This window comes from Limosilactobacillus vaginalis, assembly GCF_025311515.1.
GTDB classification, from domain to species: Bacteria; Bacillota; Bacilli; order Lactobacillales; family Lactobacillaceae; genus Limosilactobacillus; species Limosilactobacillus vaginalis.
Map to the genome: position 1 here is coordinate 1,001,893 of NZ_CP104399.1, position 15,101 is coordinate 1,016,993.

Genomic DNA, 15,101 nt, shown 5'->3' on the forward strand with positions numbered 1-15,101 from the left:
GCTAAACTACTGCATTAGTTATGCTAATTTTTCTAAAAAGGAGTCGATGTTCTTGAGCGACCAGCGAATTAGGCGTGCCCTAATTATAATGGTTTTTGGAACTTTCTTCGGGATTCTTTGTTCAACCTTAATGAATATTGCATTGCCAACATTTATGGACGTTTTTCATATTAGTGAAGCCCACGTTCAATGGGTAACGAACGGTTATATGTTAGTCAATGCGTTAATGATTCCGGTTAGTTCCTACCTTATTAAACGATTTTCATTTAAATGGCTATTTATCTTCTTTACGGGAATTTTTCTTTGCGGAACCTTAATCGGCGGGTTAGCGAATTCCTTTAACCTCCTAGTAATTGCTCGGATGATCCAAGCAATCGGTGCCGGAATGATGATGCCCCTTATCAATGTTCTTGCAATTCGTTATGCTCTCCCAGGGAAGAAGGGCCGAATAATGGGAATTATTGGTCTTGCATTTAACTGTGCACCAATCCTTGGACCCGCGGTATCAGGTTTTATGCTTGATTACCTCTCGTGGCGATACCTATTTATTTTGATTATCCCCTTTGCAGTGATTACATTACTTTTATCACTTTGGATGCTCCCTTATATTCCCCATAACGAATTTCCCCAATTTAACGGTTTAGGTTTTACGGTAATTACCCTCGGCTTATGGTCCTTATTAATGGGCCTTTCAAATGTTTCTAATTATCCGCTATTATCGTTTAATGTTGGTGGAATGGCAATTATTGGGCTAGTATTCATTGTTATTTTTTATCTCAATCAACGAAGAAGTACCCACCCATTGATTAACCTCAGTGTGTTTGAACATCGACAATTTCTCCTGGCAACCGTCATTAATATGCTAATTACCGCGACAATGTACGGCAACGCTATTTTGATTCCGTTGCTTGTTCAGATTGTTCTTGGAGAAAGTACCGTGATCTCCGCAATCGCTGTTCTTCCAGGGGCAATCCTTACAGGGCTATTGTCAACAACTAGCGGTCGATTCTATGATCGCTACCCTATTCAATGGCTTGTTGGTGCTGGACTACTAATTGATATTATCGGGACAACCGGACAGGCAATGATCGGTGCCCGGAGTTCAGTGGTTATCATTACGGTTTTTCAAACGGTACGCCAATTTGGACTAGTAACAATGTTAATTCCACTTCAGACACAGGCGCTTTCACTCTTACCCAACGAAATTGTTCCCGATGCGGTGGCCTGTTTTAATACCTTGCGACAAATTGCAGCAGCATTTGGGACTGCACTAATTGTCTCTGTTGTCGGGATCGTAAACCACCTTATCCATAACTCAACCTCCCATTTAGGAATCCAATCAGGGTTTGCTTTTTGCCTAGTTCTCCTCTTGATTTCTCTCATTCTCAGCAGGAAGCTTTATCACCAAATAAAAAGTTAGAATATAAAAATAAAGTCGGACAATGGATCGAAAATGATTCATTGCCCGGCTTTTTAACTAAATCAAGATTTCTTTTCAGAAAACAAAATTCACTAAAATAATGTAACTAATTGTCCCTACCAATAGCGACAAACACATGCTTCGTTTTCGTAAGTGGACGAGGATTGTAATAATACTAGCAATAATTTCTGGTAAGCCAAAGTTGCCACTAAGAAAGTGAACATTTCTAAAACAATAGACCACGAGCATCCCCATGATTGCTGGTGGGAGAAAATTCCCTAGTCCTTCAATAAAGGGACTCAATTCTTCTTTACCATTTCGCCGGCGGCCAAAAACAAGGAATGGAACGACTCGGGTAAAGAAGTTAGCAACTGCAGCGATCGCTATTGAAATCACTTGTTGAACAACTGTCATTTCTTAATCATCCCCCTTTGCATGACGCCTTGTTAAATAGTAATATTCCGCAACCAGCAAGAGTAAGGTAACAATCAAAAAGTACGTCTTGCCAACAGCCAGCAAGCTAATGATGGTAATTAAGACCCCACTAATGGAACTAACATGACTCTTTTCTTGTAAGAATTGATCCAATGCCAAAACAATGAATAGGGCCGTCATAACAAAATCAAGTCCCTTAACTTGGAGCTGGAAGACACTTCCCAAGAAGCCGCCTAAGAAGGCCCCAAGAACCCAATAACCCCAATCCAAGACCGTGATCCATGTATTAACCTTTACTTGACTCATTTCTTGTGGAACTTTTGTGTAGTGGTTAATAACAAAGGTCTCATCAGTTAGGCCAAAGATTAACAGCCACTTTCGCCATCCAGCATGTCGGTACTGTTTGAGCATTGATAGGGCATAGAATGACTGACGAAAACCGACCACCAAGGTAATTAAAAGGACGTTCAAGGGATTAAAATGTTGGACTAGCATATTGGCAATCACAAATTCAACTGATCCTCCATAAATCGTTAGCGCCATCAATGTCGGATACCAAAAAGAAAACCCCAGGTTGTGCATGTAAAGGCCGTACCCCAGACCCAGTGTCACATAACCAAACAGGACTGGCATCGACTTTCCCAATGCAAAGCGGAATTCACCATCCAGCTTTTTCATTACTTACTCCCCCTCGGAATAAAAAATCAATTGACTTTTATTTTAGCGAACGACCTTGATGCATACAAGAACTAAATTGTATGCATTACAGTGCGACCGCAAAAAAAGACATGATACCGATTAACCATCGGTACCATGCCCAAGATTACAATTTGTTTAATCCTTTTGTGTTACTAGTTCGTAAACGTAGGATTCTTCTTCAGGACGATATACACCGTGAAGTTCACCAACTTTAGTGAAGCCATTCTTGGTGATTAAGTGTTGCATGATTTCGTTGTTTTCATGGGTATCAATCCGAAGAGACTTAATATCCTTCCGATTTTCTTTGATATAATCAATCACACTTTCAAAAAGTCGTGAAGCGTAACCGTGACCGGCATGCTTTGAATGGATCGCAACCCGGTGAATAACTTGGTACTTATCAGTATCTACCAACCACTTGCCATCCAGAGCATCGTATGAGTGGTCTGGTGCATCCACAATGGCTAAGGCACCTACAGTTTGGTCATCGTCTGACTCAACTAGGTATGCCCAACCGTGCTGAATATCTTCCTTAATGTGTTCTTCGTTCGGGTAATCACCCTGCCATTGATCAATTCCCCGTTCTGCTAATTGGTTACGACCATCGCGAAGAATATCCATCACTGTATCCAAGTCTTCCATGGTAGCTTTGCGTAATTGCATTCGTATTACCTTCCCTTCTGATAAATTGAAATTTAATTTTCACAAATTAACAACCATACTAACTTACCATATTAACAATGACATGTGCAAGCCAAAAGTTTTGCTTCCCTTAATCCTACCGCAAAGCCCGGTTTAATGATAAATTAAGGGTATCATTACGAGGAGGAAAAGGAAGCATGAATCTTACCATTACGGAATTATATGAGAAAATGCACCAAAATATGGGAAATTCCGGTTGGTGGCCTGCTGAATCAAAAGCCGAAATCATCATTGGTGCAATCATGATTCAGAATACCAATTGGCGAAATGCCGATAAAGCTGTTGCTGGGTTTCGAAAGCAAACTAATTTTGATCTCAATAAAATTCGCCAACTAACTACTGAGGAATTACAAGCTCTCGTTCGACCAGCAGGATTTTATAAGAATAAAAGTCGAGCAGTTGCGGCTATTTTTACCTGGCTATTGCAATATGACAACGACTACCAACAAGTTTGCCAAGTTCTAGGCCCAAAATTACGACAAGAACTGCTCAAACTTCACGGAATTGGTGATGAAACCGCTGATGTCCTGCTCACCTATATTTTTGAACAGCCAACGTTTATCAGCGATAAATATGCCCGGGTATTGTTCACCCAACTAGGCGTTCCCAACCTTACTAATTACCAAAGTCTCGCAAAGCAAGTTAAACTGCCTGCTGACTTCACTAGTACAGCTGCTCAAGACTTTCATGGTTTAATTGACGAGTTTGGCAAAATCTATTTTCATCCACTGACAAAATTTCAAGAAAGTTTTCTTGCTGGTGATCAGCTAATTCTGTAAACTTGACTGAAGTTTTGCTGTCATGTGGAAATACTGCTTATATAGAGCCGTCAGTCTCCCTGAGTTTTTCGTTGGCAACCACGGCTTTTCACGACCACAGTAATGTAAAATCACCGTATTTTTGATTACCCAATCAAGGTCCCACTCGCCAAGCGAAATCGTTTCATAAATTTTTCCGTTGCGGGTATCAAAGTTATATAATTGGTCAGGAATTGTTTTGATCCGCTCACTATAGAGCGCATTTAATACATCCTGATCGGGAAGAAGCAAAATGTGGCGGCGAATGTAATCAAAAATTTGATCAGCATCAACCTCTTGACGCATCAAATCAAGATTCATTAAGAGCACCCCTGAGTTATAATAGCCATCTGCTCCGAAGTTCTGTAAACGAATCTTATTAATTACGTCAGTAGTATTCGTTAAGCTGGCATGGATTGCTGAAGCGAAAAGGTTATTGCCCAATGCAGTACTATATAAGGGTGAAAGGTCATTAATACAAAGTATGTCAGCATCCAGATAGAGGATTTTATGGAGATCCTGAGGAAGCATTTGGTGAGCTAGTAGTCGGTAATAAATCGTGGTTGGGTAGCGATCGGTTACCGGAGCATTTTCAAATAACGATTGCTTAACCATTACTGGATGGTACGCCATCTTTAAGTGCTTGCAAAAAGCAGCTAATTCCGCTTCCTTTGTCAGCCGATTTTTCTGCAAAACATAAATATTGAATTCCTGAGACTTGGTGTTTAAATGAATCGACAGTAAGACGGTTTCTAACTGTTGAACAAAATTATCATCAATCGCAAATAATAAGTTCATTATAAATTTCCTCCAAACACTACTAATTATATCAATTGTACTAACTAAAATACTTGAAAGGATTGATTTGATGAATCAAGAACAACAACTAGCGACAGTTAAGCAATTTACGGTTAATAAACTCGCCAATGATCGGACTGGTCACGGGATGGACCATATTAATCGAGTTGTGAAGAATGCCGCCCGGATTGCGATCGGTGAGGGTTATGATCCCTTCCTGCCCCAAGTAGCGGCCTATCTTCACGACACAGTAGACGAAAAGATTGTTGATAGTGTTACTGCTGCTCAAAATGAGGTCAAAGGATTTCTTCAAAAAATCGGAATGACCACCGAGCACGTGAACACCGTGATGGAAACAATTGATAACATCTCGTTTGCTCATACCCTAGAGGGACATCAGATTCAGCTTAGCAAAACAGCCCAGATTGTGCGAGACGCTGACTGGTTAGATGCAATTGGGGCAATTGGAATCACCCGTGCAATCTACTATGGTGGTGCTCATGGCGAAGTTATTTATGACCCGAAAATTAAGCCACGGAAAAAAATGAGCAAACAAGAATATCGTAATCTTGACGATGAGACAATCATTAACCATTTTGACGAAAAGCTTCTTGGGCTAAAAGACAAACTTTTTACGCCAACCGCACGCGCAATTGCTGAATATCGACAACAAGTAATGCTTGATTTTCTTCATGAATTTCATCAAGAATGGGACGCTAAAGCATAAAAACATCTCTGTAGTTAACACAATTGTTAATTACAGAGATGTTTTTATTTTTGCTTATCCTGATCTTTTTTCTTCTGATTATTACCCATATCAATAATTACCGAATCGTTTGAAGTATCGTGGTTTGTTGAATCAGGTAACAATTTTTTACCAAGATGTAACAATAGAATACTAAGTGGCGGAACTAATAATGCGTAGCAAAGGCCTGTTAATAAAGAAGTAGGCAATGCTAACCGGGCAATTTCAATCATCCCGTTGCTACTGCCAGTTAATCGCCAGCCGACAATTAAGTAGGCAAGTTCGAGCAGCACAAGAATGATCAATCCACTACTAATTCCAATAGTAATCATTTGTTGATGACGTAACTCTTGTGAAGTTGCTTGCTGCCACCTAACTACCCAGCCACTGAAAAGTGTGGCTAAAGCAGTTACCACCACGGTTAACCAATCGCTTTGGCTAAACCCTAATAAAATCAATTGGGAAGCAACAATTAATAACGCAGAATTCAACATTCCTAACAATGGAATCGTTGCGATTGCTAGTAGAGAAGTCACCGGAGCAATAATTGTTCCGCTAGGTAAGACGCCATGCAGGTTTAGCGGTGATAGCAGACAAATAGCTAATAGGATAATTAACCAAACAATAACGTGAAATAAACGAATTCTCTTCATCATGGCAAAGGCTTCTTTTCCGTATCTTGCAACCAAGCAAGAGCCAGTGCCCCCTGTCCCAAGTGAACACCAACGACCGGACCAAAGTAAGATAATTCAAATTTAATGTCAGGATGATCCGCTTGTAGCTTAGTTAGCCACTTCTCTCCTGCTTCCTTATCGTTAGCATGGAGAACAATTGCACGTACTGGATAATCCAGCTTTTCAATTGACTCGTTAAAAAGCTGTTCACACCGGGCCTTTGCCTTCTTCATTGACCGGACCTTTTCAAAAGCTTCGATATCATGATTAGGATTATCAAAAGAAAGCAATGGCTTAATCCTTAAAATTGATCCAACAAAGGCGGATGCGTTTGATAGTCGTCCCCCACGCACTAAGTTTTGCAAGTCATCAACAACAAAGACATCACGGAACGTATCTCGTAACTCAGTTAATTTCTTTACGATCTCGTCAACGTCTGCTCCTTGCTTAGCTAATTGTGAAGCTTCAATTGCAAGATACCCCATTAACTTAACCGTGATTCCAGAATCAAAGGGAACAATCTTAATCGTATCCTTCATTTGTTCTGAAAGCTGGGTAATATTGTTGAGAAATCCTGAAATAGTCTTTGTAAGGTGGATACTAATCACAGCATCATAGCCATCATCAACAAGTTTCTGGTAAAGCTCCATCATCTCGCCAATTGAGGGCTGAGACGTACTGGGGAAAGTACTAGCCGTCTTTAATTGATCATAAAATTCCTCGGTGGTGATATCAACACCTTCATGGTAAGTCTTACCATTGAGGATAAACGGGATTGGTACCACATGAATATTATTGGCTGCGATCTCTTCTTTAGAAAGATAGCAGGTACTGTCAGTTACAACAGCTATTTTCATTAATACTACCTCCATTGGAATGTTGTTATTAATGATTAAAGAATAATTGCATAGTAAAGGTATTCTAACAACATCGTAATAGATATAGAATACCACATCGCTGTACAGAAACCAATAATCCTAATCCTTTGAATTGTCTATTTGGCAAAACAAACGGTATAATAGTAATCGCTATAAAAAATCGTTTAATGAAATTAAAGGAGGAACTAACTAATGGCATTTGATGGTTTCTTTACCCATGCAGTCGTCCATGAATTAGATCAGACTCTGGCGACTGGACGAGTGGCCAAGGTTAACCAGCCTTACCCTGCAGAACTAATTATGACCATCCGCGCACACCGGCATAATTATTCTCTGCTTCTTTCAGCCAACCCGACATATCCGCGAATGCAAATTACGCAAATTGCCTACCAAAATCCAGCAGTTCCCAGCAATTTTGCAATGACTATGCGTAAATACCTTGAGGGAGCAATTTTAGAATCAATTGAACAGGTTGATAACGACCGGATTATTAAGATGAACTTTAAGACGCGGGATGAATTGGGAGATCAACAACGGCTTGTCCTCGTAATCGAAATAATGGCCCGTCATAGTAACGTTTCATTAGTTAACGAAAAAAATCATAAAATTATTGATACGATTAAACACGTGGGATCCGATCAAAACCGTGTCCGCCTGCTTCTTCCTGGCGCAACCTTTGTAATGCCGCCAAAGCAAGATAAAGTTAACCCGTACCTGCCTAATCAAATCTATACGGATCTAGTTCGTAAGGATCTCGATGAAAACGAACTAGCTAAACAACTTCAAGCACGTTATCAGGGATTGGGACGCCAATCTGCTCAAGAACTAGCACGCGAACTTCAAGCAAGTTCTGATTTACCAACGACTTATCACACTTTTTTAAAGCAGTTTGAAAATCCAGATCCCGTGATTTATGACGACAATAATGGAAAACGGCAATTTGCAGCATTTCTGCCAAGCAATATTAAAGAAGAACAGCTGACCCATTATGATACCCTTTCTGTAATGCTTGATGCTTTCTATGCCCAAAAAGCCGAACGGGATCGGTCTAAAGAGTTAGCTGGTCAGGTTCTTAAAGTACTTCATAACGAACTAAAGAAGGACCGCCGTAAAGTTAAGAAACTAAAGCAACAACTTGAGGATGCGGCAAAAGCAGATTATTACCGGATTCGTGGTGAAATCTTGACGACTTATTTAGGGAAGCTGACTGCGGGGATGACGGAAATTACCCTGCCAAACTTTTATGATGATAATAAGCCACTCAAGATCAAACTCGATCCAGAGCTCTCCCCTTCTCGCAATGCTCAAAAATACTTTACAAAGTATGACAAGTTAAAGACGTCGGTCGATTACGTTAAGGAGCAACTGAAACTAGCCAATGACGAAATTAACTACCTTGCAAATATCGAGAGTCAAATCGATCTTGCTTCACCAGCTGATATTCAGGAAATTCGCTTAGAGCTTCAGCAACAAGGTTACATTAAGCAAAAACGACAAAAAAGTAAGAAACGGCGAAAAGTTAGGGTAAGTAAGCCAGAAGAATTTCATACCAGCAACGGGACAACTGTTCTTGTTGGTAAAAATAACCTGCAAAACGATCGCCTTAGCTTTAAGATTGCCAACAAAAATGATATTTGGCTTCACGTTAAGGATATTCCTGGTTCACACGTTATCATTCGTGATAGTGATCCGGATGAACAAACCCTGCTTGAGGCTGCCCAACTCGCTGCCTACTTCTCAAAGGGACGGAATTCTGATAACGTCCCTGTTGATTACCTGCCCGCTAAGCGTCTCCATAAGCCAAATGGTGCTAAGCCCGGTTTTGTAACTTTTACCGGCCAGAAAACATTGTATGTCACGCCACATAAATTGAAAAATTAAACAAAACAGAGACTTGGAGTACGGTTAAGCCGTTTTTCCGAGTCTCTGTTTTTTGTAATTACTTACTAGTTCATAAATTGGATTTCTGCACCGATAATCTTATTTGGGCCAAGAATTCCTTGGGGCTTCATCCGGAGCGACTCAAAGGGAAAAGTTGCACGGTAGGTTACAGTTCCCTTTGGTTGCGTGATTTCAGTATCAGCAAGGTTAAAGTCCTGATCACTAACAATCTTCCCCAGAAGCGCTGGGAGGTTAATCCCTAGTGATTTTGAAAGGAATGCTACTTCTGGAAGACTAATTGATTGAACGGTTAGTGCCTTATATTCTAGTCCGTCTTGCTCAAAAATTACCTGATAAAAACCTGGATTCGACTGCTGCTCAACTACCTCACGAGCAGTAGCCTGCATTTTCTTTAGTTCCACATCATTGACTGCGGCTGGTAGCTGTAGATTAATCATCTCATAATCAAAATTAGTGGCAGATTGTAAAGCCGCGGTTGAAGCAAGAAACTTTTCATTTTCACCGTCCCAGAGATAATCAAGTGCTACCAACTGGTTAGAGCGTGGTTTCAAATTGCCTAAACGGTCATCTGGCAAGGTAATAACTTTGCTTTGCAAGTCGTATTTCTTTAACGTTTCTAAGAGATTAGTGTAGCTAGCAGGAATAAAAATTAACTGTGGTTGATCGATTTCAACAACCGAAAGAACATTCTCTGCTGATGCAGGCTCAATATACCGCTTATCAGCAATCAGCGTATTAAGGGTGACAGAACTGGGATTACAATTCATGATAATTGTATGAAACTTCTGCCGGTGAAGCTGCATCATCATGGAAGCAACAAAGAAGTCTCCGGCATTACTAAGTCCCAGTCGTAGCCCCCCTGTTCCGATAAATAAGGCACTTGGTTGAGGCAACGTTAATGCTTCATTTTCATCTTCATAGGCTGAATAGAACGTCTGGGTGTGCTGATCAAATTCACCAGCAGACGGTTCAACTTCCTTATACTTTACTGTAAGGTTATGGTCCTGCATCATTTGGTAAATCTGCTTAGGAGTTGTTTTCCAGAGCTTAGCAATTAGCTGGTTGCTTAACCCGTTATGCTTTGCCTTAGCCAAAACCGGCTCTTTCCCCGGATGTTCAACTAATTCGGTTATAAGCTCCTTCATTTTTGCTAGTTGATCAAAGTAGAAGGGATCAATCTTGGTCATTTCAACCAGTTCATAGGCGGTATAGCCCCGCTGCATTGCTTCCAAAAGAGAAAATAGCCGTTCAGCATGCGGATGGACCAGTCGATCCACCAACTCATCATCGGACAACTTTGCCTGTGATTGGATGTGGAAGTCAGTCGGTTCATGGTAACGTGACTCAATCGCCTTAAATAATGCTTCGGCTGGACTTCTACCAATACCGAAGACCGTTCCAACAGACTTCTTTTCAGTACCCAATAATTGCTTTTGCGCTTGTTCTGGACTAAATCCCCAAACTGGTACCCGTGCCGCAATATGATCCATTGCTGGCTCAATTAAGGCCGCATGTTTAGCGAATCCCGGTCCTAAGTCAATCTCACGCAAGGTTTTACCTAAATATAATTGGGAGCTCACCATCGCAACCGGGTAGCCAGTCGACTGGGCAACGAAGGAAACCATTCGGTCAAAGTATGGGCTGCTCTTAATGACATAAAAATTATCATTAACTGGATCCAAGGCAAATTGAACATGATTAACCCCAACAATTCGTAACTTCCGGGTAATTGCAAATGCAGTATCCCGCATATCTTGGATTTGCCGATCAAGAAGCGTCTGTGCTGGATTAAAGGCAATCGAATCACCAGCATGAATCCCAATTGGATCCATATCTTCGACCATCCCGAGCATCATCATTGTTCCGGATTGATCACGCTGAACAACCACTTCAATTTCCTTATAGCCACCAAGACTTTGCTGAACGTAAACCTGTTCTGCTCGCGATTGACTAAGACACTTGCTAACAGCAGCTGCTAACTCGCTTTGATCGTGGACGATCTGCCTGGTACTTGTAATCTTAGGTAAGACGGAGCGAATAATTACCGGATAACCAAGTCGCTGAGCTTCTTCTAGCGCATCAGGATAATTATTAACCGTGACGATCTTCTTCATCGGTGCACCCATTTGACGAAGAGTTCGTTCAAGCAACACTGGATTATTAACTTGGCGCACGGTTGCTTCCGGTACCCCGAGAAGTTCAATCTCCTTTTTTCGCAAGATTCCCTTTTCAAGTAATTCCTGTGTAAGAAGAAATGCTTGCCGATTACCTAATGTCGGCAGGATTGCCCGTGGTTGGTATTTTTCGATCAATTCGATCAGATGATTAACGGTTAATGGTCCAATTGATGAGTGATCGATCACGGAAGAATCATTCAGGCTATAAGAAAATGGGTTGTTGTCCGCTAAGATCGTGGTAACGCCAGCTCGACGAAGGTAGGTTGCTACCTGGTAAGTTGCGGAATCAACTTCATCCCCATGCTGAATATTATTCGGTCCAGCACCGATAATCAAAATTGATTTCTTATTTGTCACTACCGCCGTTCCTCCTTCCGCTTCATTGTATCAATAAACTCGTCAAACAAGCCATCTGTTTCATCCGGGCCTGGTGCGCCATCCGGGAAGAACTGGACAGAGAAGGCCGGAAACTGCCGGTGACGTAATCCCTGAACACTGCTATCAATCATATCAGTATACGTAACGAGTAATTTTGACCGGTCTACTGTACTCCAATCAACGGTATACCCTTCTGATTGGTTCGCATAAACGATGTGATCGGTAATAATTTCCTTAATTGGGTGGTTCATCCCGTGATGCTCAACACCAAGCGGAATTACTTGAGCACCATTAGCTAATGCAAATAATTCGTGACCAAGGCCAATTCCAAAGAGCGGTACTTGTTCCTGAACTTTTCGGATCATTTCGAGAACCGCTGATTTTACATAATGCGGATCGCCAGGGCCACTTGAAAGAACTACGCCGTCAGGATCAAGCCGTAAAATTTCGTCAGCAGTCGCATTATATGGCAGAACAGTGACGTTGCACTTTCGCCGACTCAACTCTCGAAGGATCCCGTTCTTTAATCCAAAATCGACTACAACCACGCTCATCCCAACTCCAGGATTAGGGTATGGCTTAGGTGTCGAAACCTGAGCTACTTGCTGGTTGGTCAAAACAGTCGCGTGCAGCTGATCAAAGGCATGGTCATCAGGAACCGGAACTATACTCCCTTTTAATGGTTTGCCAGCATCACGAAGCTTATGGGTAATTGCCCGAGTATCAATGTTAGTAATTCCGGGAATATTCATTTGTTTTAAATATTGATCCAGGGTTAATCGACGAATATTATCGGTTGCTACATTTGATAATGAGCGAACGATTACCCCTTTAATAGTGGGGACAATTGATTCATAAATGTTCCGTTGGATTCCGTAACCGCCAATATTGGGTTGGGTAAAGGTTACGATTTGGTTATCGTAAATCTGATTAGTAATAATTTCCTGGTAACCCGTCATGCTGGTATTAAAAACCACTTCGCCAAAGGTTACTGCTGGTGAGCCAAATCCATCTCCCTCAAAGATGGTTCCGTCTTCAAAAATTAGGTAGCGTGCTGCCATAGCGCTCACTCCTTTTTCAACGCATTTATTTCCTTAACCATTATATAAATGATCGGAAGCGTTTCAAAGAGCTATTAAATAAAAAAGCCTAGCAAATTTTAAAAATCGTCTGCTAAGCGTTCAATAATTCACTATGAAGGTCGATCCGTTTTTTCTAAATGATCAATCATTTTTTGAAAATACTCCGGTAGCGGTGACGTAAAAGTCATCTGCTTACCTGTCCGGGGGTGTTTAAACCCTAACAACCGTGCATGAAGGTATTGACCATTACCAGGAAGGGTCTTCCGTGGCCCATATAGTGGATCACCTGCTAGCGGGTGCCCAATATACTTCATGTGAACACGAATCTGGTGCGTCCGTCCGGTTTCTAACCGACAGCTAACTAGCGTATAATGCTGGAAACGTTCCAAAACTTTAAAATGGGTCACCGCATGACGACCATCCTCAACCACTGCCTGCTTTTTCCGATCCTTCTTTGATCTACCAAGTGGCGCGTCAATCGTCCCCCGCTCTTCTTTAATTACCCCATGAACTAGGGCAACGTATTCCCGCTCATTAGTCTTTGCCTTTAATTGCGCAGCCAATGACCGATGAGCAAGATCATTTTTAGCAATCATTAATAATCCAGAAGTATCTTTATCGATCCGATGAACAATTCCCGGACGAAATTCACCATTAATTGTAGATAAGGGCGAATGATATAGAAGAGCATTAACCAGGGTATGGTTGGGGTGACCAGGAGCCGGGTGTACTACCATTCCTTGTGGCTTATTAACGACAATCACGTCATCATCCTCATACACAATATCTAAAGGAATACTTTCTGGCTCTAAATCTATTTTTTGTGGTTTTTCAGGTTGAACAACGACCCTATCACCAACTGCAAGCTTATATTTGGGCTTAACTTTCTCACCATTTACGGTAACGTTACCGTCTTCAATCCATTTTTGCAATTGGGATCGCGAAATATCCGCCAAATGGTGGGCAAGTTCCTTATCAATTCGTCCAGTCATCGCTGAGTCAATTGTTAACTTCAACTCATCTGTCACTTTTCATCATCCTCACGAAGCACAATAATAATCAGCATAATTACCCCAATCGTTAGGCACATATCCGCAATATTAAACACCGGGAAATTAACTGGTAGGAATTCAAACATATCAACGACATAGCCCTGAAGCAAGCGGTCAATAAAATTGCCAACTGCCCCAGCCAGAATTAAACTCAGGCACAGTAAAATCGGGTGACGGTGACGAAACCGCCAAAAGCAATAGCCAATTCCTGCAATCACAACAACCGTTACAATACTGAAAAATAGTTGCTGCCCCTGAAACATACTCCAGGCAGCCCCATAGTTATGAAGGTTGGTTAAATCCATGACTCCGGGAATGAAGTGTTGACTGTGATTCAACGCAATATTAGTACTTACCCAAATCTTCAGCCATTGATCAAGGCAGATTAAAGCGAGGACCAATAAGAGGTAGCTAAAAAAGATCATCCCTGTTGTTCCCCCTTTAAGTTGTTCAATGCCAGTTTTAAGCGTCGAATAGCCTTATTGGAAAAGGCAAAGTTAAATACTTCCCCATTGACGGTCAAACTAACCGTATGCTTAGTGAAGCGTGGCTGACGAATATCAGCTAACGGGATTACTAAGTAGTCTTTTTGCAAAACTCTGCTAAAAACCATTTTACTTGGAGTAATTAGCACGGTTCGCCGAAAAATTCCCAAAAGCGTTACAATAATAAAAAGCAAAAAGAGAAGGGCCGTTACCCACTGAAAGTGAGTAATTTCAAGCCAAACCACTAGGCCAGCAATGAAAATCAAGAATGTCCAGCACCAGCTAATGATTGTCGTGGTAAGGTTGGGTTGATAAAAATAACGAGTTTCTTCTTCCATAAAGTAAAGTTTTCCTTTCAATTGGGGTGAATTAATTCTATGCTAAAAATTTATACGGATGCTGCAACTAAGGGTAATCCCGGACCAACAGGATTGGGAATCCTAATTATTAATCAACACCAGCAACACCAGCTCTCGCAGACTCTTGAATCTGCGACAAACCATGAAGGCGAGTTTGCAGCGGCGATTGCTGGTTTTCAGTACTTGGTTGACCATTATGACCATCAGGAAACAGTTTTATTCTATACCGATAGTCGGTTATTAAGCGATGCTATTGGTAAGAATTATACTAAACATTACCAATCACAATTAGAACAGTTAAATCAGCTTCTTAGTCAATTTACAACGGTGGTTACCCAGTGGATCAGCGAACGGGAGAATCATGGTGCCCATAATTTAGCCAATCAAGCTCTCCAACAACTTGAATGAAATCGCCCACTATTATAGCAAATTTTAAGTTAGAATGCTGTCTTATTCAGCTAAGAACCAAGTTACGGTATAATGGTAAAAGAACTTGTTAAAGCAGTTAAGTAAAGGAC

16 protein-coding genes are annotated in these 15,101 nt (G+C 41.2%); 5 read left to right on the forward strand and 11 right to left on the reverse strand.

Annotated elements, in window-relative coordinates:
• Positions 1-52: 52 nt before the first annotated feature.
• A complete protein-coding gene (locus N4627_RS04920; RefSeq protein WP_191336958.1) occupies positions 53-1,420 on the forward strand; it encodes a DHA2 family efflux MFS transporter permease subunit in 1,368 nt (455 codons plus the stop codon).
• Between the two features lie 75 nt (positions 1,421-1,495).
• Here the strand turns inward: N4627_RS04920 and N4627_RS04925 are convergent, their stop codons facing one another.
• The 3 genes from N4627_RS04925 to N4627_RS04935 form a co-directional block, all read right to left on the reverse strand.
• Complete coding sequence (locus N4627_RS04925; protein WP_098045077.1) at positions 1,496-1,834, reverse strand: branched-chain amino acid transporter permease; 339 nt, start codon at positions 1,832-1,834, stop codon at positions 1,496-1,498.
• A gap of 3 nt (positions 1,835-1,837) precedes the next feature.
• Positions 1,838-2,533: an AzlC family ABC transporter permease gene (locus N4627_RS04930; RefSeq protein ID WP_003717139.1), complete on the reverse strand. Its 696-nt coding sequence runs from the start codon at positions 2,531-2,533 to the stop codon at positions 1,838-1,840.
• 156 nt (positions 2,534-2,689) lie between these two features.
• On the reverse strand, positions 2,690-3,217 hold the full coding sequence (locus tag N4627_RS04935; protein WP_003717140.1) for a GNAT family N-acetyltransferase: 528 nt from the start codon (positions 3,215-3,217) through the stop codon (positions 2,690-2,692).
• 176 nt (positions 3,218-3,393) lie between these two features.
• Here N4627_RS04935 and N4627_RS04940 point away from each other — a divergent pair, with 176 nt between their 5' ends.
• Complete coding sequence (locus N4627_RS04940) at positions 3,394-4,035, forward strand: endonuclease III domain-containing protein (protein ID WP_098045076.1); 642 nt, start codon at positions 3,394-3,396, stop codon at positions 4,033-4,035.
• On the opposite strand, the gene N4627_RS04945 is transcribed toward N4627_RS04940, so the two are convergent.
• Positions 4,024-4,851 (reverse strand): glycosyltransferase family 8 protein, encoded by an 828-nt coding sequence (locus N4627_RS04945; protein ID WP_003717142.1) that lies wholly within the window; start codon positions 4,849-4,851, stop codon positions 4,024-4,026. The two genes, N4627_RS04940 and N4627_RS04945, sit on opposite strands and share 12 nt — an antisense overlap.
• Positions 4,852-4,921: 70 nt before the next feature.
• Between N4627_RS04945 and N4627_RS04950 the strand changes: the two genes are divergently transcribed.
• A complete protein-coding gene (locus N4627_RS04950) occupies positions 4,922-5,578 on the forward strand; it encodes an HD domain-containing protein (protein WP_003717143.1) in 657 nt (218 codons plus the stop codon).
• A 44-nt stretch (positions 5,579-5,622) separates the two neighbouring features.
• Here the strand turns inward: N4627_RS04950 and N4627_RS04955 are convergent, their stop codons facing one another.
• Both N4627_RS04955 and N4627_RS04960 read right to left on the reverse strand, forming a co-directional pair.
• On the reverse strand, positions 5,623-6,252 hold the full coding sequence (locus tag N4627_RS04955; RefSeq protein ID WP_003717144.1) for a hypothetical protein: 630 nt from the start codon (positions 6,250-6,252) through the stop codon (positions 5,623-5,625).
• Complete coding sequence (locus tag N4627_RS04960) at positions 6,249-7,127, reverse strand: DegV family protein (RefSeq protein ID WP_098045075.1); 879 nt, start codon at positions 7,125-7,127, stop codon at positions 6,249-6,251. The genes N4627_RS04955 and N4627_RS04960 overlap by 4 nt, the downstream gene beginning before the upstream one ends.
• 213 nt (positions 7,128-7,340) lie before the next feature.
• On the opposite strand from N4627_RS04960, the gene N4627_RS04965 reads away from it, so the two are divergent.
• The gene (locus N4627_RS04965; protein ID WP_098045074.1) at positions 7,341-9,029 is read left to right on the forward strand and encodes an Rqc2 family fibronectin-binding protein; all 1,689 of its coding nucleotides are present in this window, start codon (positions 7,341-7,343) and stop codon (positions 9,027-9,029) included.
• Positions 9,030-9,094: 65 nt separating this feature from the next.
• Here the strand turns inward: N4627_RS04965 and N4627_RS04970 are convergent, their stop codons facing one another.
• The 5 genes from N4627_RS04970 to N4627_RS04990 form a co-directional block, all read right to left on the reverse strand.
• Positions 9,095-11,584: an ATP-binding protein gene (locus tag N4627_RS04970; RefSeq protein WP_003717147.1), complete on the reverse strand. Its 2,490-nt coding sequence runs from the start codon at positions 11,582-11,584 to the stop codon at positions 9,095-9,097.
• Positions 11,584-12,666: a carbamoyl phosphate synthase small subunit gene (locus N4627_RS04975; protein WP_003717148.1), complete on the reverse strand. Its 1,083-nt coding sequence runs from the start codon at positions 12,664-12,666 to the stop codon at positions 11,584-11,586. Before N4627_RS04975 ends, N4627_RS04970 begins: the two co-directional genes overlap by 1 nt.
• A gap of 131 nt (positions 12,667-12,797) precedes the next feature.
• On the reverse strand, positions 12,798-13,715 hold the full coding sequence (locus N4627_RS04980) for an RluA family pseudouridine synthase (protein WP_260963974.1): 918 nt from the start codon (positions 13,713-13,715) through the stop codon (positions 12,798-12,800).
• Positions 13,712-14,164: a signal peptidase II gene (lspA, locus tag N4627_RS04985; protein ID WP_124031343.1), complete on the reverse strand. Its 453-nt coding sequence runs from the start codon at positions 14,162-14,164 to the stop codon at positions 13,712-13,714. Before lspA ends, N4627_RS04980 begins: the two co-directional genes overlap by 4 nt.
• Positions 14,161-14,562 (reverse strand): EbsA family protein, encoded by a 402-nt coding sequence (locus tag N4627_RS04990; RefSeq protein ID WP_040531235.1) that lies wholly within the window; start codon positions 14,560-14,562, stop codon positions 14,161-14,163. The genes lspA and N4627_RS04990 overlap by 4 nt, the downstream gene beginning before the upstream one ends.
• A gap of 39 nt (positions 14,563-14,601) precedes the next feature.
• On the opposite strand from N4627_RS04990, the gene N4627_RS04995 reads away from it, so the two are divergent.
• Positions 14,602-14,991, forward strand: coding sequence for a ribonuclease HI family protein (locus N4627_RS04995; protein WP_124031344.1), 390 nt, complete (start codon positions 14,602-14,604; stop codon positions 14,989-14,991).
• The last annotated feature ends 110 nt before the right edge of the window (positions 14,992-15,101 follow it).